This is a genomic window from Steroidobacteraceae bacterium (assembly GCA_041395505.1).
Lineage (GTDB): Bacteria > Pseudomonadota > Gammaproteobacteria > Steroidobacterales > Steroidobacteraceae > JAWLAG01.
Map to the genome: position 1 here is coordinate 1,866,815 of JAWLAG010000001.1, position 25,423 is coordinate 1,892,237.

Below are 25,423 nucleotides of genomic sequence, written 5' to 3' on the forward strand. Positions count from 1 at the left end.
TATCCGATTCCTCGCCATCGGCGTTGTCCGTTTGCGCGAGCGCCGAAAGCAATTCCGCAGGCGGGGCCACTGCCACGGCGACTGCTTCGGCGACCGGAGCTGCATTGGAGCGCTTCTTGATTGGACTGACGGGCGCCGCCCGGGTTGGGGTCGCAATAGGTGTCACTTGAGGGGCAGCTGCGGTTTGTGCCGCAGGAGATTGTTTTCGCGCCGATTTCTTCGCTGCAGGCAGCTTGGCTCTTGCCACTTTGGCCGGCTGACTCGACTTGGTCATTTTCGGCTTCGCTTTTCGCGCCGTTGGCCGCGGTGCCGGACGGCTCCTGGTCGCGGCATGGGGTCGCTTCTTCGCGGCGGCTTTTTTCGCCGGCATCTTCAACTCCTTACAAGTCTGCGCATCGCTGCCCGGTAAAAAGGACGCGGGATTATACAGGGCGAATCCGGGCTGTACAGAGCCCGCGGGCACGGCACTTAACTTGTTGAAAAATATGGATTAAATTACTTCTGGCCGGCTGAGGTCGCCGCGCCATCCGCGCTTGCGGCGCACGACCCGCACCGAAGTATGGATGCCCCCACGGACGTTGAATTTCGCGGTCAGCTGCAGATAACGCGCACGCAGATGACGCTGCAGGTGATCCGCGATTTCGTTGGTGACGGCTTCATGGAACGCGCCACGATTGCGAAACGACCAAATGTAGAGTTTGAGTGACTTCAGTTCGACACAGAGCCGGTCCGGCACATAGCGCAAATCCAGCTCCGCGAAATCCGGCTGACCGGTCCTGGGGCACAGACAGGTGAACTCCGGGATGCGCATGTGGATAAGGTAGTCCTGCGCAATGGTCGGATTCGGAAATGTCTCGAGCGCGGTCGTCGGCTTGGTTGGCATGGGCGCTTACTTTACACTACCGCCGGCCCGTCGCGAGGCTGCACATCTGGTGAGTTCTGATCGATGCGTCTGACCAAGATCAAGCTTGCGGGCTTCAAGTCTTTCGTTGATCCAACAGCGGTCGGATTTCCCGGCAACCTGACTGGTGTCGTCGGCCCCAATGGCTGCGGCAAGTCGAACATCATCGACGCAGTCCGATGGGTGATGGGCGAACTATCTGCCAAGCACTTGCGCGGCGACAGCATGGCGGACGTCATTTTCAACGGCTCAGCAACCCGAAAGCCCGTCGGAGCTGCATCAGTCGAACTTATTTTCGACAACAGCGATGGCAAGATTGGTGGGCCGTATGCGAGCTATAGCGAAGTATCGCTGAAGCGCGTGGTGAGTCGCGACGGCCAGTCGCAGTACCTGATCAACGGCGCACGCTGCAGGCGCAAGGACATCACGCAGCTCTTCCTGGGCACAGGGCTCGGATCGCGGAGCTACGCAATCATCGAGCAGGGAATGATATCCCGCGTCATCGAGGCCAAGGCGGACGATATGCGCGCTTTCGTCGAGGAGGCAGCAGGCATCTCGCGTTACAAGGAGCGGCGCCGGGAGACCGAAGCCCGGATCAGTGATACCCGCGAAAATCTCGATCGCCTGAACGATGTCCGCGGCGAAATAGACAAGCAGATCCGACATCTGCAGCGCCAGGCGGGTGCTGCGCGCCGCTACCAGTCTTTCAAGGCCGATGAACGGCGACTCTGGGCGCAGCTGCTGGCATTCAAGCTGCGCGAGTTGGACAACGGTGTCGTATTGCACGATGACACCATGCGTGAACGCGAGCTGGCCATGCAGGCCGTGCTCGCCGAGCAGCGCTCCAGTGAGGCAGCCATCGCCACCCAGCGCAGTTTTCACGATGAACTGAGCGAACAGATTTCCGCGGTGCAGGGACGCTATTACGAGGCAGGCGCCCAGGTAAGTCGCCTCGAGCAGCAAATCCAGTTCACGCGCGAGAAACGCGAGCAGCAGCGCGTCGAGCTTGCGCGTTTGCAGCAGCAGACCGTCGAGGTCGAGGCACATTTGCAGAGAGATGCCGGCGAGCTCGAGAAAATACGCTCCGAGAAAGCGACATTGGCGCCAGACCACGAACGAGCGGTCATGGCGCAGACCGCGGCGCGTGGTGCCCATGATGATGCGGAAGTTGCAGTGCAGGCCTGGCAACAGCGCTGGGAGGATTTCAATCGCGAGCTTGGCGGCGCCCAACAGGCCGTTCAGGTCGAGGCAGCCCGCATCGAGCAACTGGAGGCGCAGCTGCGCAGGCTACAGGCGCACAAGGACCGCATCGCGATCGAGCGGGAAAAGCTGGTCTCGCCGCAGGACGCGGAACAGCTGCGGCGTTTTGATCTCGAGGAATCCGAATCGCGCGATCTCATTGCTGCGAACAACGCGGAGCTCGACCGGGGATTTTCCTTAATGCAAGCGCAGCGCGGCGCAATCGAATCGACCGAGGCGCAGCTCGAGACCGCTCGCAAGAATCGTGAAGCGCTGCAGGCCGAAATTGTAGCGCGCGAAGCATTGCAGAGGGCTTCCCAGCGCTCAGCCGTGCCGCCATCGGCGGAATTGTTGACGGATCTTGGCCTCGATCGGCGCACGCGACTGGCCGGATCTTTGCAGGTCGCAAGTGGGTGGGAAAGGGCGGTCGAGACCGTACTGGGCGACTGGCTCGAAGCAATCTGCATCGACGCGAGCGATGATCTGACGAACATCGTTGAGCGTCTGGCCTCGACCAGCACCTTTCTTGCAGTGCGCGATGTCGGGCGCGATATACGACCGCAGTTGGACAGCCTTGCGCAGCATGTCAGTGGCGCCGCGGCGGCGGAGCCCTGGTTGGCGGCGGTCAGGATCGCGCCCAGTGTGACAGCCGCATTGGCGCGCCGCAGCCAGTTGGGTCCGGGCGAGTCGCTCGTGACCCGCGACGGTGTGTGGGTCGGCCCCAACTGGATAAGAATTCCCGCCAACGAGGAAGCTCACTCGGGCGCGATCAGTCGCGAGAAAGAGCTGCGCCAATTGCGCGTTGACCTGCGTGGTGCGATGGACACGGTTGGAGAACTGGAGTCGAGGCTCGCCACGCAACGTGAACAATATGCGTCGGCCGACGCGACGCGGCAGCAGAGCATGCTGGCATTGGCGCAATTGCAGCAGTCGCATACGGCATTGGTCGGCAGGCATGCGGCGCTCAAGGCGGTCAGCGAGGAGGCAGCAGCGCGCCTGCAGAAAATCTCGGACGAAGCGCAGCTCGTCGAGCAGGAATTCGCGGACGCATCGCAGGCCCTGCGCATTGCACGGCAGCGTCACGACGCAGCGCGCGGCGAAACAACGACGCTGGATGCCCGCCAACCCGAGCTGCAAGCCGAGCGAGATCACCTGCGTGAACGGCTCGTGGAAATGCGTAATCAGCTGGACCACGCGCAGCTGCAGGTGCGCGAACTCGCGGTTCGCATGGATTCACGCAATGCCGCGGAAGACACGTTGGCTGCTAATTTGCAGCGCCAACAGGCGCAGTTGGCAACGGCCAGGCAGCAGATCGCGCAACTCGGGCAGGATCTGGAAGATGACGCCAACCCGGTTCCGGGGTTGGAGCGGGAGTTGGCCGGTCGGCTTGATGCACGCCTTGAACTGGAAGGCGAACTTGCCGAACGGCGCCGCGCCCTCGAGGAGGCCGAAGCGCAGCTTCGAGCACTCGACGAGCGGCGGCAGACGGCTGAACAAGCCGTCGGGCTCGCTCGCGAGGCAATGGAGGCGGCACGGCTCGCGGCTCAGGAGACGCGGGTGCGCCGCGAGGGCCTGGCCGAGCAATTCGCGCAAACAGACCAGGATCTAGGCGAGGTCATGGCGGGATTGCCGGCAGACTTCGAACTGCAGCACTATGAATCCGAGCTGGCGCAGGTGCGCGAAGCGATAGAAAAGCTCGGGCAGGTGAATCTGGCCGCAATCGACGAGCTCAAGGAGCACAGCGAGCGCAAGGAATACCTCGATCGGCAGCATGCCGATCTGACCGCCGCACTCGAAACACTGCAACAAGCCATGCGCAAGATCGAGAAAGAAACCCGGGCACGATTCAGCGACACCTTCGATCGCATCAATGCCGGCCTGAAAGAGAAATTCCCGCGCTTGTTCGGTGGCGGACACGCCTACCTCGAGTTGAGCGGCGAAGATGACCTGACAGCAGGAGTGACCGTCATGGCGCGTCCGCCCGGCAAGCGAAACTCCACGATCTCACAGCTTTCGGGTGGCGAGAAGGCGTTGACCGCGGTTGCGCTGGTGTTCGCAATATTCGAATTGAATCCTGCGCCTTTCTGTTTGCTGGATGAGGTTGACGCGCCGCTCGATGAGCATAATGTCGGTCGTTTCTGTGACATCGTTCGTGAGATGTCGCAACACGTGCAGTTCATCTTTATCACACACAACAAGGCCACGATGGAGCTTGCTGGGCAGCTGCTTGGCGTGACAATGCACGAAGCGGGCGTCTCGCGCCTGGTCAGCGTGGATGTAGACGAAGCAGTACGGATGGCGGCTGTCTAGACTTCGGAGGGCGTTGCTGGATGGAAGCGCAATTGCGATTGGTGCTGATACTGCTTGGCGTCATTGCATTCGCGCTTTTCGCGGTTCGCGAATTGCGCCGCTCGAGAGCCACGCCGAATGCGGGTCAGGGCCGAGATAACCTCGAGCGCGGCGCGGCGGCGATCACGGCAGATGGTCCGTCGGCGCGCGAGCCGAAGCTACGACAGCGCAGCGACCACCGTTCATTGCCGGTTGTCGAGATGCCGCCACCCGACATCACCTCCGCACCGGTCGATGACATCGTCGATGAAGACGACGCGCCTCTGCCGTCGATTCGAGTCGACCGAAGTGGCGAGTTGCTGCCCGAGGCAGCACCGAGCGAAGGAACCCTGTCACCGGATCTGCAATCCCAGTCGCCCGCTAATGACCTCGATCGACCGGCTGCCGAAACCGTAGCGGATAATCCTGTCGTTGAGCCGGCGCAGCAGCCGCGCATCATCTGCGACTGGCCGGAAGAGGGTAACCGCCGGGTGCTCAGCCTGCGGTTGGTGCGCCACGACGGCGCTGGTATTGCTGGCGGTGACTTGCGACGCGCGCTCGGTCGCGAAGGATTTCGACATGGCCCGATGAGTATCTTTCACCGCACCGATGCCGAGGGGCGCGTGCTGGTCTCGGCGGCGGACCTTCGCAATCCGGGAGCCTTTGAGATAGAGCAAATGGACGTCAGGAAGTATGCTGGGGTCAATCTGTTCAGCATAGTGCCATTGGACGGTGGCGCCGACACCAATACCGCCGAACTTTGCCGCTGCGCGATGACCCTGGCTGACGAACTGGGCGGTGCGCTCGAGGACAGCAAGGGACAAAGGCTGGACGCAAGTGACGGCGAATCCCTGGCGTGCCTGCTGCGGGAGCCCAGCCGCAGTCTGCAATGAAAGAGACACCTGCGGCGCGCGTGGCCAGGCTGCGCGAACTCATCGAGTATCACAACTACCGATACCACGCGTTGGATGACCCCGAAATCCCCGATGCGCAGTTCGATAAGCTGTTCCGCGAACTTCGTGAACTCGAGGACAAGAACCCGCAACTGATAACACCGCAGTCCCCAACCCGGCGGGTCGGTTCGCAGCCGCTCGATGAGTTCGCGCAAGTGCTGCATGCCTTGCCGATGTTGTCACTTGACAATGCGTTCTCCGAACAGGATGTGGAGGATTTCGACCGGCGCGCCAGGGAGCGACTCGGATCGGCGGCTGCCCTCGAATATGCCGCCGAGCCCAAGCTGGACGGCCTCGCGGTGAGCATCACTTATCGTGACGGTCTGCTGATCCAGGCGGCAACCCGAGGTGACGGTATGCGCGGCGAGGACATCACCAGCAACGTGCGCACGATCAAGTCCGTTCCGCTGCGCCTGCGCAAAGGTTATCCACCGCTACTGGAAGTGCGCGGCGAGATCTACATGCCGCTCGCCGGGTTCCGGCAGTTCAACAGCCGGGCCCGGGAACTTGGCCAGAAGGAGTTCAAGAACCCGCGCAATGCCGCGGCGGGTAGCGTGCGCCAGCTCGATCCGTCGATCACGGCATCTCGTCCATTGGCGATGTTCGTGTACGGACTGGGGGAAGTCTCTGCAGACGTGACACCGCAGCAACAAAGCGCATTGTGGCCGTGGTTGCGTGAACTTGGCCTGCGAGTGTCCCCGGAAGTACGCCGCGTCGTTGGCGTCCAGGGCTGTCTGGACTATTTCCGGAATATGGCTTCGCGAAGGCCCGGCCTGCCTTATGAGATCGATGGTGTGGTGTACAAAGTCGACGATATGCGTCTGCAGGAACGGCTTGGTTTTGTATCGCGCGCACCGCGCTGGGCGGTTGCACACAAGTTCCCGGCGGACGAGGTAGTGACCCTGCTGAAGGATGTCGAATTCCAGGTCGGGCGCACCGGCGCAGTGACACCTGTGGCGCGGCTCGAACCGGTCGATGTTGGCGGTGTTACGGTAAGCAATGCGACTCTGCACAACATGGATGAAATCGCGCGCAAGGATGTCAGGATCGGTGATCGGGTTGTCGTTCGCCGTGCCGGGGACGTCATACCGGAAATAGTCCGTGTACTCGTTGGCGAGCGACCGCCCCATGCACGCAAGGTATCGTTGCCACGCAGTTGCCCGGTTTGCGGCTCTGCCGTATTGCGCACCGAGGACGAAGCGGTCGCCCGGTGTAGCGGCGGATTTGCCTGTCCTGCGCAGCGCAAGGAGATGCTGCGTCATTTCGCATCGCGTCGCGCGCTGGATATCGACGGACTTGGCGATAAGCTGATCGAGCAGCTAGTCGATGCCGGCCATGTCAATACGCCTGCCGACCTCTATCGTCTCGACCAGGAAACGCTGGCCGCATTGCCACGGATGGCGGAGAAATCGGCGGGCAATGTGCTCGCCTCGCTGGACAAGAGCAGGACCACGACACTCGCTCGCCTGCTTTACGCGCTCGGTATTCGCGATGTGGGCGAGGCGACCGCCACGGCTTTGGCCGTGCATTTCGGCTCACTGGAAGCGCTCGCGTGTGCGACCGAAGAGCAATTCACGGCGGTGCCCGACATTGGCCCGGTGGTAGCGGGCAGTCTGCGGCGCTGGTTTGCCGTCGAGGCGAATCGACGATTACTGGATGACCTGCAGGCGCTCGGCGTGCATTGGCCCGCGGTGAAGCCCGCGGGGGCGAAAGGCACGGTTCTCGCAGGTAAGACGTTCGTGCTCACCGGCACGCTGCCCGGCATGACTCGCGACCAGGCGCGGGATTTGCTGCAGGCCAATGGGGCGAAGGTTGCCGGTTCGGTTTCGAAGCGCACCGATTACGTCGTCGCAGGCTCCGATGCGGGTTCCAAGCTCGCCAAGGCGCGCGAGCTGGGCATCAAGGTCATAGACGAAGAGGCGTTACGGCAAATCCTCGGCCCTGCGAAATAGCGGGGCCGAGGTACCGTGGAATATACCTGCCGGCGCTATTGGGTTTCCTTGCCCTGGGTGTCGCTGGCCTGTGCGGAGTCGGCCGAGCTTTCCGCACTGCCCGCGGCAGCTGGCGCGGCGACGGCCTCGTTGACGGGCGCCTTGTCGACCTTGGCAGCGCCGATCAGGGTATCGACATAGCTGCGGAAGCGTTTTGCCTGCACCAGCGGCCCCAATTGTTCCTTGACCGCGTCAAAAGGCGGTGGCGTTGTCTCGCGAGTGTCATCTAGCCGAATGATGTGCCAGCCGAACTGGGACTGAACGGGTGTGTGGGTATATTCACCCTTTTTCAGAGCTGCTACCGCATCGGAGAATGGCTTCACCATGCGATCGGGCGTGAACCAGCCGAGATCGCCGCCCTGCTGTTTGGATGGATCCATGGACTCACGTTGCGCCAACTGCTCGAAGCGCGCTCCTTTCTCCAACTGCGCGATCACCTGCTTGGCATAACTCTCCGTGGCAACGAGTATGTGCCGCGCCCGATACTCGATCTTGGGCATCGCAGCGACCTGCGTCTCGTATTCGGTACGGATCTCCTGCTCGGTCGGATCCTTGCCTTCGAGATAGCGCTGCTGGGCGCGTCGCTGCAGCACGTCAAGCCGGGCAAGATAGAGCAGGGCCGCCGTTTCGGGGTCCTTGTCATCGCCGTCGGCGATCGCCTTCTGCGCCACGACTTCGGCGCGCACCAGATTGTCCAGCACCTTCTGTCGTTGTTCGGCGCTGATATCCGCGGCCTCTTTGCCGCTCACCGCCTTGACGTAGTAGCCGAAGAGTTCCTTCGTGAGCGGCTCGCCGTTGACAACCGCGACCTGACTCGATGGATCGAGCTTGGCGGCCGCGGGTGCGGTGGCGGTAGGTTTGCCACCCTGGCAGCCGACCACCAGAGCGAGAGTCGCCGTCGGCAGGATCAAGAATTTTTTCATTTTGTTTCTCAGCAAGTTAGTACATATTCTACAAGTATATTCTAAACTCAGTCAGGCGCCCTTGCCTCGATGGCCAAGGCATGGATTTCCGTACCGAACAAGTGGCCAAGCGCCGCATTGACCAGGCGATGCATGGCAATGCGCGATTGCCCGCGGAACCGTTCAGACACAATGATGACGCGAAAGTGCCCCGCGCCGCCAGCGCCGGCATGACCCACGTGCGCCGCACCCTCGTCTGTGACCACGAGCTCGGTCGGCCCAAGTCGTTCGCGAAGGACCATTTCGATCATTTTGCAGCGCTCGGCGGTCATGTTTCTCCCCGGGCGTCTGCGAGATCAGCAGTCTGACGCTGCAACCATAACACCTGCGCGGCGATGAACACGAAAGTGGCCGCGGTGAGTCCAAACACCTTGAAATTGACCCAGGTTGCTTCCGCAGTATTTCGCGCGACCAACAGATTCGCCCATCCGGCTGCTCCGTAGAACAATGCCCAGGCGATGTCAGCCTGCCACCATTTGCGCACAGGTAGTCGCCCCTCAGGGTCGACGGCGGCACCCAGCAGCCGGCGGCTCAGCGGCGCGTCGACGAAGAGGCGCGCCGCCAGGAACACCACTGCCAGGAGCCATAGGAGAACGGTCGGCTTCCACTGGATGTAGGTTGGACTTCTCAGCAACAGCGTGGCGCTGCCGAAGACCAGCACGAGCACGCAGCCGAGGCCGTGCATGAACGGCACGTGGCGGGTTCGCAGCCAGTCGTAGAGCGCGAGCAGTGGCATGGCGATCATCAATGCACCGGTCGCCCAGTAGATGCCGGCGACGTAGTAGGTGACGAGGAATGCCGCAAGCGGCAGCAGTTCGATCAGGCTTTGCATCGTTCAAGGAGTACGCGCAATGCGGGCGCGGGCGCGGGTCGATCGGCCTATCATAACCGAATTGGATGGTGTCCAGATGAGCCAGTTTTTCGCAATTCACCCGCAGAATCCCCAGCAGCGCCTGATTCGGCGGGCCGTGCAGATCGTCAAGGATGGCGGGCTCATCGCCTATCCCACCGACTCGTGTTATGCGCTTGGCTGTCATATCGGCGACAAGTCGGCGCTCGAGCGCATCCGCAGGATTCGCGCTGCCGATCGACACCACCATTTCACGTTGGTGTGTCGCGACCTGGCCGAAATCAGTCGCTATGCGCGAATCGACACAAGCCAGTTTCGCCTTCTGCGCCACGCTTCACCCGGGCCGTATACCTTTATCATGCAGGCAACGCGCGAGACGCCGAGGCGCCTGCAGCATGAACAGAGGCGCACGATTGGCGTGCGCGTACCTGATCATCCGGTTCCACAGGCGTTGCTTTCGGCTCTTGGCGAACCATTGATGACCTCGACCCTGCTACTGCCGGGCGAAGCGTTGCCCTTGACGGATGCCGCGGAAATTCGCCAGCGCCTGGAACATGTGCTGGACGCTGTCCTCGATGGCGGGCACTGCGGTATTGAGCCGACGACGGTGATCGACCTGACCACGACGCCGCCGCAGGTCATTCGCGTGGGCAAAGGCGCGATAGATGCACTCGGATTGGCGGTCGCTTCGGTATAATCGCTGTCCGTGGCTTGTCTGTTCCCGATTCTCTCAATGACCGACCAATCCCTGGCGCGACCGCGGTGAGTGCCGGGGCCAACACGCGCCGGGCAGTCTCCGGCATGCGCCCCACGGGTCAATTGCACCTCGGCAATTACCATGGCGCGCTCAAGAACTGGGTTGCGCTCCAGTACGAGTACCAGTGCCTGTTCTTCGTCGCCGATTGGCACGCGCTGACGACCGGCTACGATAGCACTGCCGATCTGCAGGCCAACACATTCGAAATGGTCGTCGACTGGCTGGCCGCGGGGCTCAATCCAGGTGTGGCGACCTTTTTCGTGCAATCGCGCGTGCCAGAGCACGCGGAGTTGCACCTGCTGCTGTCGATGGTGACACCGCTCAGCTGGCTGGAGAGGGTTCCAACATTCAAGGATCAGCAGGAGCAAATGCGCGAACGCGATCTCGCCACATACGGATTCCTGGGATATCCGTTGCTGCAAAGTGCAGATGTGCTCGTGTACCGGACCAACTTTGTCCCGGTGGGCGAAGACCAGGTTGCGCATATCGAAATCGCGCGTGAAGTCGCCCGGCGGTTCAACAACATTTACGGCACGGAGCCTGATTTCATCGAGCGTGCCGAGGCGGCCATCAAGGGCCTGGGTACGCGCAACGCCAAACTATACAGGCAGTTGCGCAAGAATTTTCAGGAATCGGGTGACCAGGAAGCCTTGGCCAAGGCGCAGGCGATGGTGCAGTCGAATACCCGCATCAGCCTCGCGGACCGCGAACGCCTTCTCGGGTATCTCGAGGGCGGCTACATCAGCATACTCACGGAGCCACAGGCGCTGCTCACTGCGACCCCGAAAGTGCCAGGACTGGATGGCAGGAAGATGTCGAAATCGTACGAGAACACGATTTCGATGCGCGAGGATCCCGATAGCGCCGCACGCAAGCTGAAGGCAATGCAGACCGATCCGGCGAGGGTGCGCCGCACCGATCCCGGCGATCCCGCCAAATGCCCGGTGTTCGACCTGCACCGCATCTACTCGGACGCCGAGGTTCAGCAATGGGCGCAGCAAGGGTGCCGCAGTGCTGCGATCGGCTGTCTGCAATGCAAGCAGCCGCTGATCGACAAGGTCGTGGAAGAAGTAACCGGCAACCGCCGCAGGGCCCAGGAATTCATCGATAATCCCGATGTGGTACGAAACATACTCAACGAAGGGTCGGAAAAGGCCCGCGATCTTGCGCGAGAGACGCTCGACGACGTCCGTCGGGTCATGCATTTGCGTGACGAGTAGGGTGCAGTGCATTGGCTAAACCAAAGCTCAAGCTCATAGTCGGCAGACCGGCGCAGGTTGCGCCGGCCGCAGTCCAGCCGGCGCAGGTCGAGATGCCATTTGCCGTGGTGCAAGGCGAGCAGATCACCGAGTTGCCTCGCGACCTGTACATACCGCCTCAGGCGCTCGAGGTCTTTCTCGAGGCATTCGAGGGTCCGCTCGACCTGCTGCTTTATCTCATCCGGCGCCAGAACCTCGACATTCTGGACATACCCATCGCGGAAATTACCAGCCAGTACGTCAAGTACATCGATCTCATGCAGAACCTGGAGCTCGAATTGGCAGGCGAGTATCTGCTGATGGCTGCGACGCTCGCGGAAATCAAATCGAGGATGCTGCTGCCACGCAGTTCCGATGCCGACTCCAATGAGTCCGACGATCCGCGCGCCGAGCTGGTCCGTCGGCTGCAGGAGTACGAACGATTCAAGCAGGCGGCGGAGAACATCGACAGACTGCCGCGTCTCGAGCGCGACGTATGGACGGCAGAGGCAGTGTCGCCCGATCTGCCGCGCAGCAAACCCCTGCCGGTGGTCACGCTGCGCGAGATGATCCTGGCGTTTCGGGATGTGGTCGCGCGCGCCGAGCATTTCAGTCATCACCACATTGCGCGCGAGCCGTTGTCCGTCCGCGAGAGAATGAGCGCGATTCTCGAAGCGCTGGGCGGCAGCAGCTACCTGGAATTCCAGCAGCTTTTCGATGTCCAGGAAGGCCGCATGGGTATTGCTGTAACATTCGTTGCGGTGCTGGAACTGATGCGCGAGGGCCTGATCGACGTCGTGCAAACCGAGTTCTGCGGGCCGCTGCATGTGCGCGGTGCCGCGGCCCGAAACAATCTGCGACTGGTGGAAGACAGTGACAATGCGGAGCCTGGCCAATGAGTGAGGATCGTCTGCGCAATATGGTCGAGGCTGCATTGCTGGCCGCCGGTCGACCCTTGCAGATCAGCGACCTTGTGGCAATCGCCGACGAGGCAGAGCGGCCATCAGCAGCTGAAGTGCGGTCGGCGTTGCAGTCGCTCGCCCTGCAATTCGAGGGGCGCGGCATAGAGCTTGCCCAGGTGGCCGGTGGCTATCGCATACAGGTGCGCAGTGAGTGGGCGACGCAGATTGCGCGACTGTGGCCGGAAAAAGCACCGCGCTTCTCGCGCGCGATGCTCGAGACGATCGCCCTGATCGCTTATCGCCAGCCCATCACCCGGGCCGAGATCGAAGCCGTACGCGGCGTTGCCGTCAACCCGAATATCGTGCGGACGCTTGTTGAACGAGGCTGGGTCAAGGTCGTTGGGCATCGCGACGTACCCGGTCACCCGGAACTGCTAGGTACGACAAGGGATTTCCTCGACTACTTTGGCCTTGCGCGGATCGACGAGCTGCCGCCGCTCGCCGAAATTCGTTCCATGCTGGAGCTCGATCCGCAGTTGGACCTGCCAGGCACGGAAATCGCGGACCCCGGCCCGGATGCCGGGGATTCGGTTGGGGAGCTGGCGGTCGAAGGCACAGAGCTGTGTGAGGCGACCGACGATGGCAATGACGAAGAATCGACGGAAGACCAACTCTGCGCCGAAGTCGAGGCGAGCAGCAGCGGTTTGGTCGCGTCCGGTTCGGAAAATCACGACTGACAGCCCGCACGCAGCCGCTACGCGCAAGGCGGAGCGACTGCAGAAATACCTCGCTGCCCGTGGTTTTGGTTCACGTCGCGAAGTCGACCGCTGGATCGAAGCCGGACGGGTCACCATCAATGGCCGCAAGGCTGCGCCAGGGGATCGGGCAGCGCCGGGCGATCGCATCGAACTGGACGGTCGCGAACTCAGGCGACAGCTCGGCCAGCAATCCCTTCCCGTCCTGCTCTGCAACCGCTCACCGGGCCAATGGTTGCTTTCCGGGGCCGGCCACGAAGACAGTCTCGCTGCGACATTGCCGCGCCGCAGCGGACGCCGATTCATCGCGGTCAGTCCGTTGCCGCGAATAGACGGAGGCCTCGAGATCATCACGGCCGATGGCGAAATTGCGAGCCGATTGCAACGCGCCAGTGCCACGTGGCAGAGCACATTCAGCGTGCGGATTCGCGGCGAGTTGAACGAGGCGCACCGAGCCTCAATTCTGGGCGGGCAGCTCGACTCGGGAAAACGTATCGATGTGCTGGCATTGCAGGAAGTGGGCGGAGAAGGCAGCAACCGCTGGTATGAAATCGAGGCGCGTGATGCCAGCGGACACGAATTGCGCCAACTCCTCGAGCGACAGGGAGCGACCGTCAGTCGCGTCCTGCGCATCCGTTTTGGGGCTCTCGCGCTCGGTCGCGACCTGGCCCGCGGCCGCAGCCGCGAGCTTACGGCTGTTGAGCTCCAGCAGCTGCTGAAGGCGCAGCCGCAGCACCCCGCTGACAGTCGAAACTCCGGCCATTGATGCCGCGGGCCGCAGGCCCCAACAGACCGATATACGGTGCGATGACATCCTCCGGCGCCGGCAGGCTGCCCAGGTCTTCGGAGGGGTATGCCTGGCGACGCATGCGAGTGCGCGTTCGCCCCGGATTGACGGCATTGACCCTGATGCGGGTCGAACCGCCCAGTTCCTCGGCAAGCAGCTGGGTCAAAGCCTCGACGCCGAATTTCGAGACGGCATACGCGCCCCAGAATGCCCTTGCCTTGCGTCCGACCGAACTCGTGGTGAACACCACCGAGGCGTCGTCCGAGCGGCGCAACAGCGGCAGCATGACCTGGGTCAGCGCAAATGCCGCGGTCAGATTGACCTGCAGAACCCGGCACCATGTGGGGACGTCGTAGTGTTCGACAGGGGCGAGAATGCCGAGCAACGCAGCCATGTGTACGAGGCCGTCCAGGCGACCATAGCGCGTTTGGATCGCCCCCGCGGTTTCGTCATATTGCGCGGCAAGCGCGTTCTCGAGATCAAGGACGGCGATCGAAGGCGCGACGCCACCCGCATCTTCGATCCGGTCGGCCAGGCTGTTCAAGGCTTTGCCGTCTCGCCCAAGCAGGACCAGCTCGGCCCCATGGCGCGCGCAACTCAAGGCAAGCGCTGTGCCTATGCCGCCATTGGCGCCTGTAATCGCTATAACCCTGCCGCGCAACTCATCAGCGCCGGGTCGGTAAGCCGACCAGTCGAATTCAGTCATCAGCGGACTCGTCTCCACGCACAGCGCGCGCATCGTCTGCGGCGAGGCGTGGGGCGCGGACCTGTTTGTCGATTTGTGCCGGCTCATCGAGCGCAGACTCGGCGGTTGCGCCAAGCTCGCTGAATCGCCGCGCCTGTGGCAGTACCTTGCGTTCGAGTGAGCCGACGGCACGGTTGTAACTGTCCACTGCGGCTTGCAGCCTGTCGCCCACGCTGGAGAGATTCTGGGTGAACTTGCCGAGTCGCGCGTAGAGTTCCTGGCCGAGTTGACGGATTGTTTCGGCATTTTTTGCAACGTCGACCTGGCGCCAGCCGAACGCAACTGCCTTGAGCAGCGCTATCAATGTCGAGGGAGTCGCCAGCACGACATTGCGGCGCATGGCATCTTCGATCAATTCCGGGCGCACGGTCAACGCGGCCGACAGAAACTGATCTCCCGGCAGAAACAATACGACGAACTCCGGACTGCGCTCGAAGCTCGCCCAGTATCGCTTGGCACCAAGTTCCGATACCCGCTGCGCGACCTGGCTCGCATGGCGCTGCAGCGCTCCGCGGCGCTGGTCGTCATCTTCGCATTCGAGCGCTTCGAGATAGGCATCGAGCGGTGTCTTGGCATCAATCACAAGTTCGCGTGCATCCGGCATGTGCACGACAAGATCGGGGCGCAGGGTGGAGTCATCATCGCTGCGCTGGACCTGCACGGAAAAATCGTAATGTTCGGTAAGGCCGGCGAGTTCGACCACGCGTCGCAGCGTCACTTCGCCCCATCGCCCGCGCACTTCCGGGCGGCGCAATGCAGTGACGAGATTGCGCGTCTCGCGACCCAGCTGCGCCTGACCGCTCGCCAGCGATTCGATTTGCGTCCGCAGTTGCGTGAATGCGTCGCGCCGCTCCCTTTCGAGGCTCGCCACCTGGGCTTCCGTCTTCTCGAGTGCGCTGCGTATCGGATCGAGCATGGCCTGTACAGCGGCTTCGCGTTCTCGCAGTGTACCGCTCGCGGCCTGCTGCTGGGTCGTGAGCGTTTCGCGGGCCATGCGCAGGAACAGTTCGCTGTTGTTCCGCAAGGTATCACTGGCGAGATCATCGAATGCCACGCGCAGTCGCTGCTCGCTTTGTTCGAGCAACGCCAGTTGCGCCTGTTCGCTTTGCAGCTGCGCCTCGAGCCGCGCGCGGGCGGCCTCGAGCTCGCCGCGCATTCGTTCGACACGACTCGCCTCGCGCAGGCGCCCACCCAGGAAACCGAGTGCTCCAGCAAATAATGCCGTCAGAGAAAACGCGATGAGAAGCCAGGTATCGGTCATGGCGGCGACGACGCATCGAGGCTCGCTGCATCGCGCAGCCAGTGGATCAGTTCAAAGGGTCTGCCGAGCCAGCCGTCGGCCGGCCAGCTGCGCGGGTTCTCGCCCGCGTGGTAATAACCATAGGCCGCGATCAGGCAACGCATACCGGCGGCCCTTGCAGCCAGGGCGTCCCGTTCCGCATCGCCGATGTATACGCATTGCGCCGGATCGACGCCGAGCTGGCCGGCCGCATGCAGGAGCGGCGCAGGATGCGGTTTGCTGTGGGCCGTTGTGTCTCCACAGACAAGGCATCCGGGGCGGTCCCGCAAACCTATGCCTTGCAACAATGGCTCGGTCAACCAGGTCGCCTTGTTGGTGACGATGCCCCACCGCAGGCGGTTCGCTTCGATATAGCCCAGGACCTGATCGCAATCGGCGAACATCTGCGTTCGCTCGTGAAGATTCGCGCGATAGTGCTCGAGAAAGCGCCGGCGCAAATCGTCGAATCGCGCTCCATTGACTCCAGGGAATCCCTGCGCGACCAACGCGGAGCCACCGTGGGAGACCCAGCCGCGCAACTGCGTGACCGGCAGTGCCGGCAGCTGCTCCTCGGCGCGCAGGCGATTGACTGCAGACGCCAAGTCGTCCGCTGTATCGAGCAGGGTACCGTCGAGGTCGAAAAGGACGGCGCGTACCGGGGGCAATCGGTTGCGGGTCATGAGTCTTGCAATCGCAGCGCGGCGATGTAGTTGATATCGATGTCTTCGCCGAGCGCGCATTGCATCGTCAGGGGGTTGAAGGTGAGCCCGGCGACGGCTGAAATCTCCAGGCCCGTTTTCCGCGCTGCTCGGGCGAGTTCCGAGGGTTTGATGAAGCGGCGATAGTCGTGGGTGCCGCGCGGCACCAGGCCGAGGACATACTCGGCTGCGACGACCGCCAGGGCGAAGGATTTCGGATTGCGATTGATGGTCGAGACGAACAGCGAACCGCCCGGCGCGAGTAGTTGCCCTAGCGTGAGCAGCAATTGCTCCGGGTCGGGCACGTGTTCGAGCAATTCCATGCAGCACACGATGTCGAAATGAGCAGGGTGGCTGCTCGCCAAGTCGGTAGCGGAAATCCGCTGGTAATCGATCGCCAACCCGGCCTGCGCGGCATGGAGCCTTGCGACCTCGACCATGGCAATGGACAGGTCGATGCCGACCACCGTCGCGTTGCGCCGGCGCAATGATTCGGCGAGGAGTCCGCCGCCGCAGCCGACGTCGAGCGCCCGGCGATTGGACAGGTTTTCATGTCTCTGGATGAATTCCATGCGCGCCGCGTTCATGGCGTGCAGGCCGCGAAACGGTCCCTCTGTATCCCAGAACTGATGTGCGCTGCGGTCGAATTTGTCGATTTCCGCGGGGTCGACGTTGGCATTTTGAGACGCTTGCGGCACCGGTGAAGTATATCGGCTGGGGACGGCGCATTGCGCGGTCATTGCGCGCGTTGCCGCACCCGGGCGACCACCTGTTTTGATCCTGGTTGTGATAGAATTTCGCATGCAGATTCCTGTGCAGAAACCCCAGCACGAATGACCGAAATCGCCCGTGAAGTGCTGCCGGTCAATCTCGAAGACGAGATGCGGCAGTCGTACCTCGACTATGCCATGAGCGTAATCGTTGGGCGTGCCTTGCCCGACGCCCGCGATGGCCTGAAACCCGTTCACCGGCGTGTGCTCTATGCCATGCGCGAGCTGGGCAACGACTACAACAAGCCGTACAAGAAATCGGCGCGCGTAGTCGGCGATGTGATCGGCAAATACCATCCGCACGGCGATTCCGCGGTCTACGACGCAATCGTGCGCATGGCGCAACCCTTTTCCATGCGCTACCTGCTGGTGGACGGCCAGGGCAATTTCGGTTCGGTCGATGGCGACGCACCGGCCGCCATGCGTTACACCGAAGTGCGCATGTCGCGGATCGCGGCGGAGTTGCTGGCGGATATCGACCACGAAACGGTCGATTTCGTGCCCAATTACGACGAGTCCGAGCACGAACCGGCGGTCCTGCCGTCACGCGTGCCGAACCTGCTGGTCAACGGCTCCTCGGGTATCGCCGTTGGCATGGCGACGAACATTCCGCCGCATAACCTGACCGAAATCGTCAATGCCTGCATTGCCGTCATCGACGATCCGGAGATTTCCCTTGCTGGCCTGATGCAGCATGTCCCCGGCCCGGATTTTCCGACTGCGGGAATCATCAACGGCGCCCAGGAAATCGTCACTGCCTACAAGAGCGGCCGCGGTCGCCTGTCGATTCGTGCGCGCGCCCATATCGAGGAAATCGGCCGCGGTGATCGGCAGGCCATTATCGTCACCGAGCTACCCTACCAGGTCAACAAGGCACGCCTGCTGGAGCGCATCGCTGACCTGGTTCGCGGCAAGAATATCGAGGGTATCTCCGAGCTGCGCGACGAGTCGGACAAGGACGGCATGCGCGTAGTCATCGAGCTGCGGCGCGGTGAGGTTGCCGACATCGTGCTGAACAATCTCTATGCGCAGACGCCCATGGAGACAGTGTTCGGCATCAACATGGTCGCTCTCGTCGATGGTCAACCACGACTGTTGTCGCTGAAGGATATTCTCGACTGCTTCCTGCGCCATCGCCGCGAGGTCGTTACACGCCGCACCATTTACGATCTCGGCAAAGCCCGCGAGCGGGCGCACATACTCGAAGGACTGGCCGTTGCGCTGTCGAACATCGACGAGATCATCGCGACCATCAAGGCTGCCGCCTCGCCTGCGGATGCCAGGTCGGCGCTGCTGGCGCGAGCCTGGGGAGCAGGTTCGGTGCCCGAGATGTTGGCGCGGGCCGGCACAATTTCCACGCGCCCAAAGGAGACCGCGGGTGATGTCGGCCTTGCTACGGACGGTGCGACCTATCGGCTCTCGGAGGCTCAGGCGCAGGCCATTCTCGACATGCGCCTCAATCGGCTCACCGGTCTCGAGCAGGAGCGCATTCTCGGCGAATATCGCGAATTGCTCGCGAAGATAGGGGACCTCGGCGACATCCTGGCGCGCAGTGAGCGCCTCACCGAGGTCGTGCGCGCTGAGCTGATGGAAATCCGTGACACCTACGGCGATGCGCGTCGCACCGAGATCAACCGCGACCACATCAATCTCGCCACCGAGGACCTTATCGAGCCGCAGGACGTCGTGGTCACGATGTCCCATGCAGGCTATGCCAAGTCGCAGCCCTTGACCGAGTACCAGACGCAGCGCCGTGGTGGCCGAGGCAAGTCGGCAACCGCCGTCAAGGACGAGGATTTCGTCGAGAAGCTTTTCGTAGCGCATACCCATGACACGTTGCTGTGTTTCTCGAATCACGGCAAGGTGTATTGGGTACGGGTTTTCGAACTGCCTCAGGCTGGCCGAAATGCGCGCGGCAAACCCATGGTCAACCTGTTGCCGCTCGTGGACGGTGAGCGCATCAACGCAGTCCTGCCGATCAAGCAATTCGACGATGAACACTTCGTGTTCATGGTCACCAGCAACGGCACCGTCAAGAAGACACCGCTGTCTGCGTTTTCCAGGCCGCGTGCGAGCGGCATCATTGCCGTCGACCTGCGCGAAGGCGATCGCCTCGTCGGGGTTGCGCTCACCGACGGTCGTCGCGACATCATCCTGTGCAGCAGCGGTGGCAAGGCTATCCGCTTCCATGAGCAGGAAGTGCGCGCCATGGGGCGCGATGCGACCGGCGTGCGGGGCATACGGCTCGCGACCGGACAGAGCGTCATCGGGCTCATTGTCGTTGATCAGGGCTACGTGCTGACCGCATCCGAGAACGGCTTCGGCAAGCTCACGCCGCTCGATGACTTTCCAGTGCACGGTCGCGGCGGGCAGGGTGTCATCGCCCTTCAGACCACGGACCGCAATGGTGCCATGGTCGCTGGATTGCTGGTCGCGCCGGAGCAGGAAATCATGCTGATCAGCTCTGCCGGCACGCTGGTGCGTACGGCGGTCGGGGAGATTTCGGTCGTCGGCCGCAATACCCAGGGGGTGCGATTGATCCGGTTGGGCGATGGTGAACGACTGTCGGGAATCGAATCCATCGACCGGCTCGCTGGGGATGATGACCTGGTCGAGATTGACGAAGGCAGCGCCGAGGTGGCTCCAGGCGAAGCCGGCGACGAGGTGCGCGGCACCGACACGCCGGACTGACCGTTTCTTCGGTGGCTGCTACAATAACCCGGTCCCACCCGTTCGAGTCCTGAGGAACTCCGTGCGCGTCTACAACTTCGCCGCCGGGCCGGCAGTCCTGCCGCTGGAAGTGCTGCAGGAAGCCCAAGAGCAGTTGCCCGACTGGCAGGGTCGCGGTATGTCGGTCATGGAAGTCAGCCATCGCAGCAAGGAGTTCATTGCAGTGGCTGCCGAGGCGGAGCAGGACCTGCGTGATCTGCTCGATATCCCGGCGAACTACCGGGTCCTCTTCCTGCAAGGCGGTGCGACCGCACAGTTTGCCGCAGTACCCATGAACCTGACCGAACCCGGTGCCGTGGTCGACTACGTCAACACGGGCGCGTGGTCCAAGAAGGCCATCGGCGAAGCGCGCCAGTTCTGCAAGGTGAATGTGGTCGCAGACGAGAAGGCCAGCAACTACTCGACCATTCCGGCGGCTCAGGATCTGTCGGCGAGCGACGGTGCCGTATATTTTCACTACACGCCGAACGAAACCATCGGCGGCGTTGAATTCCCGTACATTCCCGATACCGGCGCGGTACCGCTGGTGGCGGACATGTCCTCCAATATCCTGTCGCAGCCGCTCGAGATTGATCGCTACGGACTGATTTACGCAGGTGCGCAGAAGAATATCGGGCCGTCCGGCTTGTGTGTGGTGATCGTGCGGGACGACCTGCTAGGGCGGGGGCGCTCCGCGACGCCGCTCGTGCTCGATTACAAACAGATGGCCGAAGCGGGTTCAATGTTGAACACGCCGCCGACCTTTGCCTGGTATGTTGCCGGTCTCGTGTTCAAGTGGCTGAAGCGCCGTGGTGGTCTTGCGCAGGTCGCGCGCGACAATGCGCAAAAATCGAAACTTCTTTATGACTACATCGATGCTTCCGGCTTTTATGCGAACCCTGTTCACCACGATTGCCGTTCGCGCATGAATGTCCCGTTCACCATTGCGCGAGACGGTCTGGACGGCAAGTTCCTCGGCGAGGCCAAAGCGGCAGGCCTGGTGAATCTCGAGGGCCATCGCTCCGTCGGTGGCATGAGGGCGAGCATCTACAACGCCATGCCGCAGGACGGCGTCAGGGCGCTTGTTGCCTTCATGACTGAATTTGCGCGCCGCAACGGTTGAATGCCCATGTCGTTCCGTATCCGTACCCTCAACAACATCAGTGAAAAAGGCCTGTCGCGCTTGCCCGCCGGGAACTATGCGGTCGGCAACGACACGGCCGATCCGCACGCCATCCTGGTGCGCTCGGCCGATATGCATACGCAGACCATTCCGGCCTCGCTCCTTGCGGTGGCTCGCGCGGGCGCGGGCGTGAACAATATTCCGGTCGCCGCGCTCGCGGCGCGGGGCATACCGGTTTTCAACGCGCCTGGCGCCAATGCCAATGCGGTAAAGGAGCTGGTCGTGGCTGGCCTGTTCCTTGCAGCGCGCAATATCTGCCAGGCCTGGGATTTTGCCCGCAAACTCGAGGGCGACGACAAGACGATCGATGCGGCCACCGAAAAGGGCAAGAAGAATTTCGTCGGGTTCGAGCTGCCTGGTCGAGTGCTGGGCGTCATAGGGCTCGGTGCGATTGGCGTGGAAGTGGCCAATACCGCGTTGGCCCTCGGCATGAAGGTCCTGGGCTACGACCCGCAGATTACGGTACAACGCGCCTGGCAGCTGTCGTCGAACGTCGAGCAGGCAATTTCGCTCGAAGACCTGTTCAATAGGGCCGATATCGTCACCGTTCACGTTCCACTTGCGGACGGTACCCGAAATCTCGTCAATGCGCCCCGCCTGGCCCTGATGAAGCCGGACGGCGTCGTGTTGAATTTTTCCCGCGCGCCCATTGTTGACGATGCCGCCATGATCGCTGCCCTCGATGCCGCGCGCCTGCACGCCTATGTTTGCGATTTTCCGAAGAATGGCCTCAAGGACCATCCGCGTGTCGTGACTTTGCCTCATCTTGGCGCTTCGACGGGCGAAGCCGAGGACAACTGTGCGGTGATGGTGGTCGACACGCTTCGCGATTATCTGGAGAACGGCAATATCCGCAATTGCGTGAATTTTCCTGAGGCCGTTTTGCCGCGCGCACCAGGCACGTCACGTCTGGCAGTCGCGAATAGCAACGTGCCGAACATGGTTGGCCAGGTCTCGACCTGCCTGGCCGAGGCGGGGTTGAATATCGCCGAGCTACTCAACAAGTCGCGCGGCGAGTTCGCATACACACTGATCGACGCTGAAGGCAGGATCTCTGCGGCCACGCTCGCCGCCGTGCGCGCCATAGACGGCGTCCTCGCGGCGCGCATCGTCTGATTGTCGTGATCCGGTAATTTCGGGGAACATGCATGGCGCGACCGCCAAAATCGAAGTCAACGACTCGCGCCCGGGTGGGCACGGGTGGCGGATCGAACAATTCCCTCGACAATATTCGTGAGCAGATCGATACCATCGACGAAGCCATCCACAAACTGCTGAACGACCGCGCACGTCTCGCCCAGTCCGTCGGAATCTCCAAGCACGCGGCGGGGCACACCGTCGACTTCTACCGACCGGAACGCGAGGCCCAGGTGTTGCGCAAGGCCATAGCGCGCAATCGCGGACCGCTGCGCAACGAGGAGATTTCCCGCCTGTTCCGGGAAATCATGTCGGCATGCCTCGCGCAGCAGGAACCGCTGAAAGTTGCATTCCTCGGTCCCGAAGGCACGTTTACCCAGGCCGCGGTTTTCAAGCATTTCGGCCACTCGGTGCGGGCGTTGCCGCTCGACTCCATCGACGAGGTCTTTCACGAAGTCGAGGCCGGGAGCGCCGAGTTCGGCGTCGTGCCAATCGAGAACTCGACCGAGGGTACCGTCAATCATACGCTTGACCGTTTCCTGTCCTCGCCCCTCAAGATTTGTGGCGAAGTTGAACTTCGCGTGCACCATCATCTGATGGGATGCATGCAGGACCTGCAAAGTATCAAGCGCATCTGTGCTCATGCCCAGGCGCTGGCACAATGCCGCAACTGGCTCAACGAGTATGTCCCGGATGTCGAGCAGGTCTCCGTCGCCAGCAACGCCGAAGGAGCGCGACGAGCGCGTGATGAACGCGGTACCGCAGCAATCGCCGGGGATACGGCCGCCGAGATCTACGGCCTGAAGTTGCTGGCGAACGAAATCGAAGATAGGGCAGACAACACGACCCGATTTTTCGTCATCGGGCGCAAACTGTTCTCGCCAAGCGGTGACGATCGAACAACTCTGTTGCTTTCCGCCGGGGACACTCGCTCGCCCGGCGCCCTACACGAGCTGCTCGCGCCGCTCGCCCGAAACCGCGTCACCATGACACGTATCGAGTCCCGGCCATCGCGGCGGCGCAAATGGGACTATGTCTTTTTTATCGACATCGAGGGTCATGCCGCAGACCGTCACGTTGCGAAGGCTCTCGAGCAGCTCAAGTCGCGGGCGTCGCTGTTTCGAATTCTCGGCTCCTACCCGCGTGCAATTCTCGTCTGATGCCGGAACTGCGATGGGCAGCGGCCCGAATTGGCTGGTAACGCCGGCCACCGAAATATCCGGCTCACTGAGCGTCCCCGGTGACAAGTCCATATCGCACCGTGCACTGATGCTTGGTGGCATTGCCGATGGCTGCAGCACCATTACCGGGCTGCTGCGGGGCGAAGACGTGCTGGCAACGATGAAGGCAATGCGCGCCATGGGCGTTCGCATCGATGAGCTCGATCCGCAAAGCCTGCGCGTGCATGGGTCGGGATACGCCGCACTGAATGCAGCGACGGAACCGCTCGATCTTGGCAACTCCGGCACTGCAATGCGTCTTTTCATGGGGTTGCTGTGCGGACTGCCTTTTCCCACGATCTTGACTGGCGACGAATCCCTGCGCAGCCGACCAATGGAACGCGTGGCGAAGCCTTTGCGCGCAATGGGGGCGGGCATATCCACAACGGAAGGCCATGCGCCGGTTACTTTGCACGGCGGCAGGCGCCTGGCAGGCATCGACTACGAAATGCCGGTTGCGAGCGCCCAGGTCAAGTCGGCCATATTGCTCGCCGCAATCCCCGCCGGTGGCATCACTCGGCTGATCGAACCCCATCCGAGTCGCGACCATACCGAGATCATGCTCCAGCAGTTCGGGGTACGGCTCGAGCGCAATGGCAACGCCGTGAGTCTTGCCGGGGGTCAGTCCCTTCGCGGAACCGAGGTTGCAATCCCGGGCGATATTTCATCTGCAGCGTTTCTGATCGTTGCGGCATTGCTGGCACGCAAGGGCCGATTGCTGCTGCGGAATGTCGGCATCAATCCGACGCGTACTGCAGTCCTCGATGTGCTTCGCGCCATGGGCGGCAAAATCGAGGTCAAATTGCTTGCGGGTCGCGATGCCGAACCACGCGGCGATATCGTTGTGTTTCCGAGCGAGTTGCGTGCGATCCGAATTGACGCGGCGATGGTACCGCGGCTGATCGACGAACTGCCGGTGATTTTTGTTGCAGCTGCAGCCGCTCAAGGCACGACACACGTAGACGGTGCGGCCGAGCTGCGGGTGAAAGAGTCGGATCGCCTGGCAAGCATGTCTGCGGGGCTTGCAAATCTTGGGGTCGAACATCACCTTGCAGGCGATTCCATTGCGATTACAGGCGGCGAAATCAACGGTGGTCGGGTTGAGTCATTCGGCGATCACCGGATCGCCATGGCATTCGCCGTCGCAGCCATGCGCGCGTCGGGCCCGATCCACATTGCTGATGTGCGAAATGTCGCAACCTCCTTCCCCGACTTTGCCTCGCTCGCGCGCCATTCGGGCCTTCCGGTGCAGGAATGCAGTTGACCCGACACCCGCCCATCGTTGCAATCGATGGACCGTCTGGTTCCGGCAAAGGCACGATCAGCCGTCGGCTGGCCGCTGCAACCGGTTGGCACTTGCTCGATAGCGGGGCCCTGTATCGCCTGGTCGCACTCGCCGGGCAGCAGGCTGGTCTCGATCGCGAGGATGAGCCGGGCCATGCGCTTGTCGCGCGCACGATGCTGGTCGAGTTCGGCTCGACGGCTTCGGGGGCGGAAAAGGTGCTTCTGGAAGGCAGCGATGTCACCGCCGCGATCCGGACCGAGACCGCAGGCGAGGGCGCATCCCGGGTGGCCGCCTGGCCATCCGTGCGCGAAGCCCTGTTGGGTCGCCAACGGCGATTCGTCGAGCCGCCGGGACTCGTAGCGGATGGCCGCGACATGGGCACTACCGTCTTTCCGGCCGCAGAGCTCAAGGTCTTCCTCACCGCGAGCTCGACCGAGAGAGCCGCGAGGCGCTATAAGCAGTTGAAAGACAAAGGGTTAGATGTTAGCCTTGCCGCCCTTTCGCGCGAGATAGCGCTCCGTGACGAGCGCGATACGAGCCGGAAGGTGTCGCCCCTGGCGGCGGCGCCCGACGCCAGGATAATCGATTCGACAGGATTGACCATCGATCAAGTGGTCGCTGCCGTTCTCGATCTGGGGCGTCAGCGGGCGTTGTGGGAGTAATTTTGGCGGTCGTCAACACGGAGCGTTGCGACATTTTCAACAGAACCGGCTGTCCGCTGGATGCGGAAGCGG

22 protein-coding genes are annotated in these 25,423 nt (G+C 62.3%); 14 read left to right on the top strand and 8 right to left on the bottom strand.

Annotated elements, in window-relative coordinates:
- Positions 1 to 490 precede the first annotated feature (490 nt).
- Positions 491 to 883: a preQ(1) synthase gene (gene queF / locus R3E77_08560; protein ID MEZ5499464.1), complete on the bottom strand. Its 393-nt coding sequence runs from the start codon at positions 881 to 883 to the stop codon at positions 491 to 493.
- 63 nt (positions 884 to 946) lie between these two features.
- Here queF and smc point away from each other — a divergent pair, with 63 nt between their 5' ends.
- From smc to ligA, 3 genes are read left to right on the top strand one after another with little or no spacing between them, the layout of a single operon-like run.
- Positions 947 to 4,450 carry a chromosome segregation protein SMC gene (smc, locus tag R3E77_08565; protein ID MEZ5499465.1) on the top strand — a complete coding sequence of 1,168 codons (3,504 nt, stop codon included), beginning with the start codon at positions 947 to 949 and terminating at the stop codon, positions 4,448 to 4,450.
- Between the two features lie 20 nt (positions 4,451 to 4,470).
- Complete coding sequence (locus tag R3E77_08570; GenBank protein ID MEZ5499466.1) at positions 4,471 to 5,361, top strand: cell division protein ZipA C-terminal FtsZ-binding domain-containing protein; 891 nt, start codon at positions 4,471 to 4,473, stop codon at positions 5,359 to 5,361.
- Positions 5,358 to 7,373, top strand: coding sequence for an NAD-dependent DNA ligase LigA (ligA, locus tag R3E77_08575; protein ID MEZ5499467.1), 2,016 nt, complete (start codon positions 5,358 to 5,360; stop codon positions 7,371 to 7,373). The genes R3E77_08570 and ligA overlap by 4 nt, the downstream gene beginning before the upstream one ends.
- A gap of 35 nt (positions 7,374 to 7,408) precedes the next feature.
- Here ligA and R3E77_08580 read toward each other — a convergent pair whose 3' ends face one another.
- Genes R3E77_08580 through R3E77_08590 form a run of 3 tightly spaced genes read right to left on the bottom strand, consistent with a single transcriptional unit; the run spans position 7,409 to position 9,206 of the window.
- Positions 7,409 to 8,335: a peptidylprolyl isomerase gene (locus R3E77_08580; protein ID MEZ5499468.1), complete on the bottom strand. Its 927-nt coding sequence runs from the start codon at positions 8,333 to 8,335 to the stop codon at positions 7,409 to 7,411.
- Positions 8,336 to 8,382: 47 nt separating this feature from the next.
- Positions 8,383 to 8,646: a BolA family protein gene (locus tag R3E77_08585; protein ID MEZ5499469.1), complete on the bottom strand. Its 264-nt coding sequence runs from the start codon at positions 8,644 to 8,646 to the stop codon at positions 8,383 to 8,385.
- Positions 8,643 to 9,206 carry an inner membrane-spanning protein YciB gene (locus tag R3E77_08590; protein MEZ5499470.1) on the bottom strand — a complete coding sequence of 188 codons (564 nt, stop codon included), beginning with the start codon at positions 9,204 to 9,206 and terminating at the stop codon, positions 8,643 to 8,645. The genes R3E77_08585 and R3E77_08590 overlap by 4 nt, the downstream gene beginning before the upstream one ends.
- Before the next feature lie 76 nt (positions 9,207 to 9,282).
- On the opposite strand from R3E77_08590, the gene R3E77_08595 reads away from it, so the two are divergent.
- The 5 genes from R3E77_08595 to R3E77_08615 all read left to right on the top strand — a co-directional run bounded on the left by R3E77_08595 (position 9,283) and on the right by R3E77_08615 (position 13,642).
- The gene (locus R3E77_08595; protein ID MEZ5499471.1) at positions 9,283 to 9,921 is read left to right on the top strand and encodes an L-threonylcarbamoyladenylate synthase; all 639 of its coding nucleotides are present in this window, start codon (positions 9,283 to 9,285) and stop codon (positions 9,919 to 9,921) included.
- A gap of 65 nt (positions 9,922 to 9,986) precedes the next feature.
- Positions 9,987 to 11,201, top strand: a complete 1,215-nt coding sequence (locus tag R3E77_08600) for a tryptophan--tRNA ligase (GenBank protein ID MEZ5499472.1) — start codon at positions 9,987 to 9,989, stop codon at positions 11,199 to 11,201.
- An 11-nt stretch (positions 11,202 to 11,212) separates the two neighbouring features.
- A complete protein-coding gene (locus tag R3E77_08605) occupies positions 11,213 to 12,118 on the top strand; it encodes a ScpA family protein (protein MEZ5499473.1) in 906 nt (301 codons plus the stop codon).
- Positions 12,115 to 12,858 (top strand): SMC-Scp complex subunit ScpB, encoded by a 744-nt coding sequence (gene scpB / locus R3E77_08610; protein MEZ5499474.1) that lies wholly within the window; start codon positions 12,115 to 12,117, stop codon positions 12,856 to 12,858. Before R3E77_08605 ends, scpB begins: the two co-directional genes overlap by 4 nt.
- Entirely contained in the window at positions 12,767 to 13,642 is an 876-nt protein-coding gene (locus R3E77_08615) for a S4 domain-containing protein (GenBank protein MEZ5499475.1), read from the top strand. Before scpB ends, R3E77_08615 begins: the two co-directional genes overlap by 92 nt.
- Here R3E77_08615 and R3E77_08620 read toward each other — a convergent pair.
- The 4 genes from R3E77_08620 to ubiG are packed head-to-tail and all read right to left on the bottom strand — an operon-like array spanning position 13,566 to position 17,083.
- Positions 13,566 to 14,369: a YciK family oxidoreductase gene (locus R3E77_08620; protein MEZ5499476.1), complete on the bottom strand. Its 804-nt coding sequence runs from the start codon at positions 14,367 to 14,369 to the stop codon at positions 13,566 to 13,568. The genes R3E77_08615 and R3E77_08620 overlap by 77 nt on opposite strands.
- The gene (gene rmuC / locus R3E77_08625; protein ID MEZ5499477.1) at positions 14,362 to 15,669 is read right to left on the bottom strand and encodes a DNA recombination protein RmuC; all 1,308 of its coding nucleotides are present in this window, start codon (positions 15,667 to 15,669) and stop codon (positions 14,362 to 14,364) included. The genes R3E77_08620 and rmuC overlap by 8 nt, the downstream gene beginning before the upstream one ends.
- Positions 15,666 to 16,367: an HAD-IA family hydrolase gene (locus R3E77_08630; protein MEZ5499478.1), complete on the bottom strand. Its 702-nt coding sequence runs from the start codon at positions 16,365 to 16,367 to the stop codon at positions 15,666 to 15,668. The genes rmuC and R3E77_08630 overlap by 4 nt, the downstream gene beginning before the upstream one ends.
- The gene (ubiG, locus tag R3E77_08635) at positions 16,364 to 17,083 is read right to left on the bottom strand and encodes a bifunctional 2-polyprenyl-6-hydroxyphenol methylase/3-demethylubiquinol 3-O-methyltransferase UbiG (protein MEZ5499479.1); all 720 of its coding nucleotides are present in this window, start codon (positions 17,081 to 17,083) and stop codon (positions 16,364 to 16,366) included. The genes R3E77_08630 and ubiG overlap by 4 nt, the downstream gene beginning before the upstream one ends.
- 135 nt (positions 17,084 to 17,218) lie before the next feature.
- On the opposite strand from ubiG, the gene gyrA reads away from it, so the two are divergent.
- The 6 genes from gyrA to cmk all read left to right on the top strand — a co-directional run bounded on the left by gyrA (position 17,219) and on the right by cmk (position 25,351).
- Positions 17,219 to 19,846, top strand: a complete 2,628-nt coding sequence (gene gyrA / locus R3E77_08640) for a DNA gyrase subunit A (GenBank protein MEZ5499480.1) — start codon at positions 17,219 to 17,221, stop codon at positions 19,844 to 19,846.
- 61 nt (positions 19,847 to 19,907) lie between these two features.
- Positions 19,908 to 20,987 (top strand): 3-phosphoserine/phosphohydroxythreonine transaminase, encoded by a 1,080-nt coding sequence (serC, locus tag R3E77_08645; GenBank protein ID MEZ5499481.1) that lies wholly within the window; start codon positions 19,908 to 19,910, stop codon positions 20,985 to 20,987.
- Between the two features lie 6 nt (positions 20,988 to 20,993).
- On the top strand, positions 20,994 to 22,163 hold the full coding sequence (locus R3E77_08650; protein ID MEZ5499482.1) for a phosphoglycerate dehydrogenase: 1,170 nt from the start codon (positions 20,994 to 20,996) through the stop codon (positions 22,161 to 22,163).
- A gap of 32 nt (positions 22,164 to 22,195) precedes the next feature.
- On the top strand, positions 22,196 to 23,344 hold the full coding sequence (pheA, locus tag R3E77_08655) for a prephenate dehydratase (protein ID MEZ5499483.1): 1,149 nt from the start codon (positions 22,196 to 22,198) through the stop codon (positions 23,342 to 23,344).
- Entirely contained in the window at positions 23,328 to 24,668 is a 1,341-nt protein-coding gene (gene aroA / locus R3E77_08660) for a 3-phosphoshikimate 1-carboxyvinyltransferase (GenBank protein MEZ5499484.1), read from the top strand. Before pheA ends, aroA begins: the two co-directional genes overlap by 17 nt.
- Positions 24,659 to 25,351 carry a (d)CMP kinase gene (gene cmk / locus R3E77_08665; protein ID MEZ5499485.1) on the top strand — a complete coding sequence of 231 codons (693 nt, stop codon included), beginning with the start codon at positions 24,659 to 24,661 and terminating at the stop codon, positions 25,349 to 25,351. Before aroA ends, cmk begins: the two co-directional genes overlap by 10 nt.
- Positions 25,352 to 25,423: the final 72 nt, after the last annotated feature.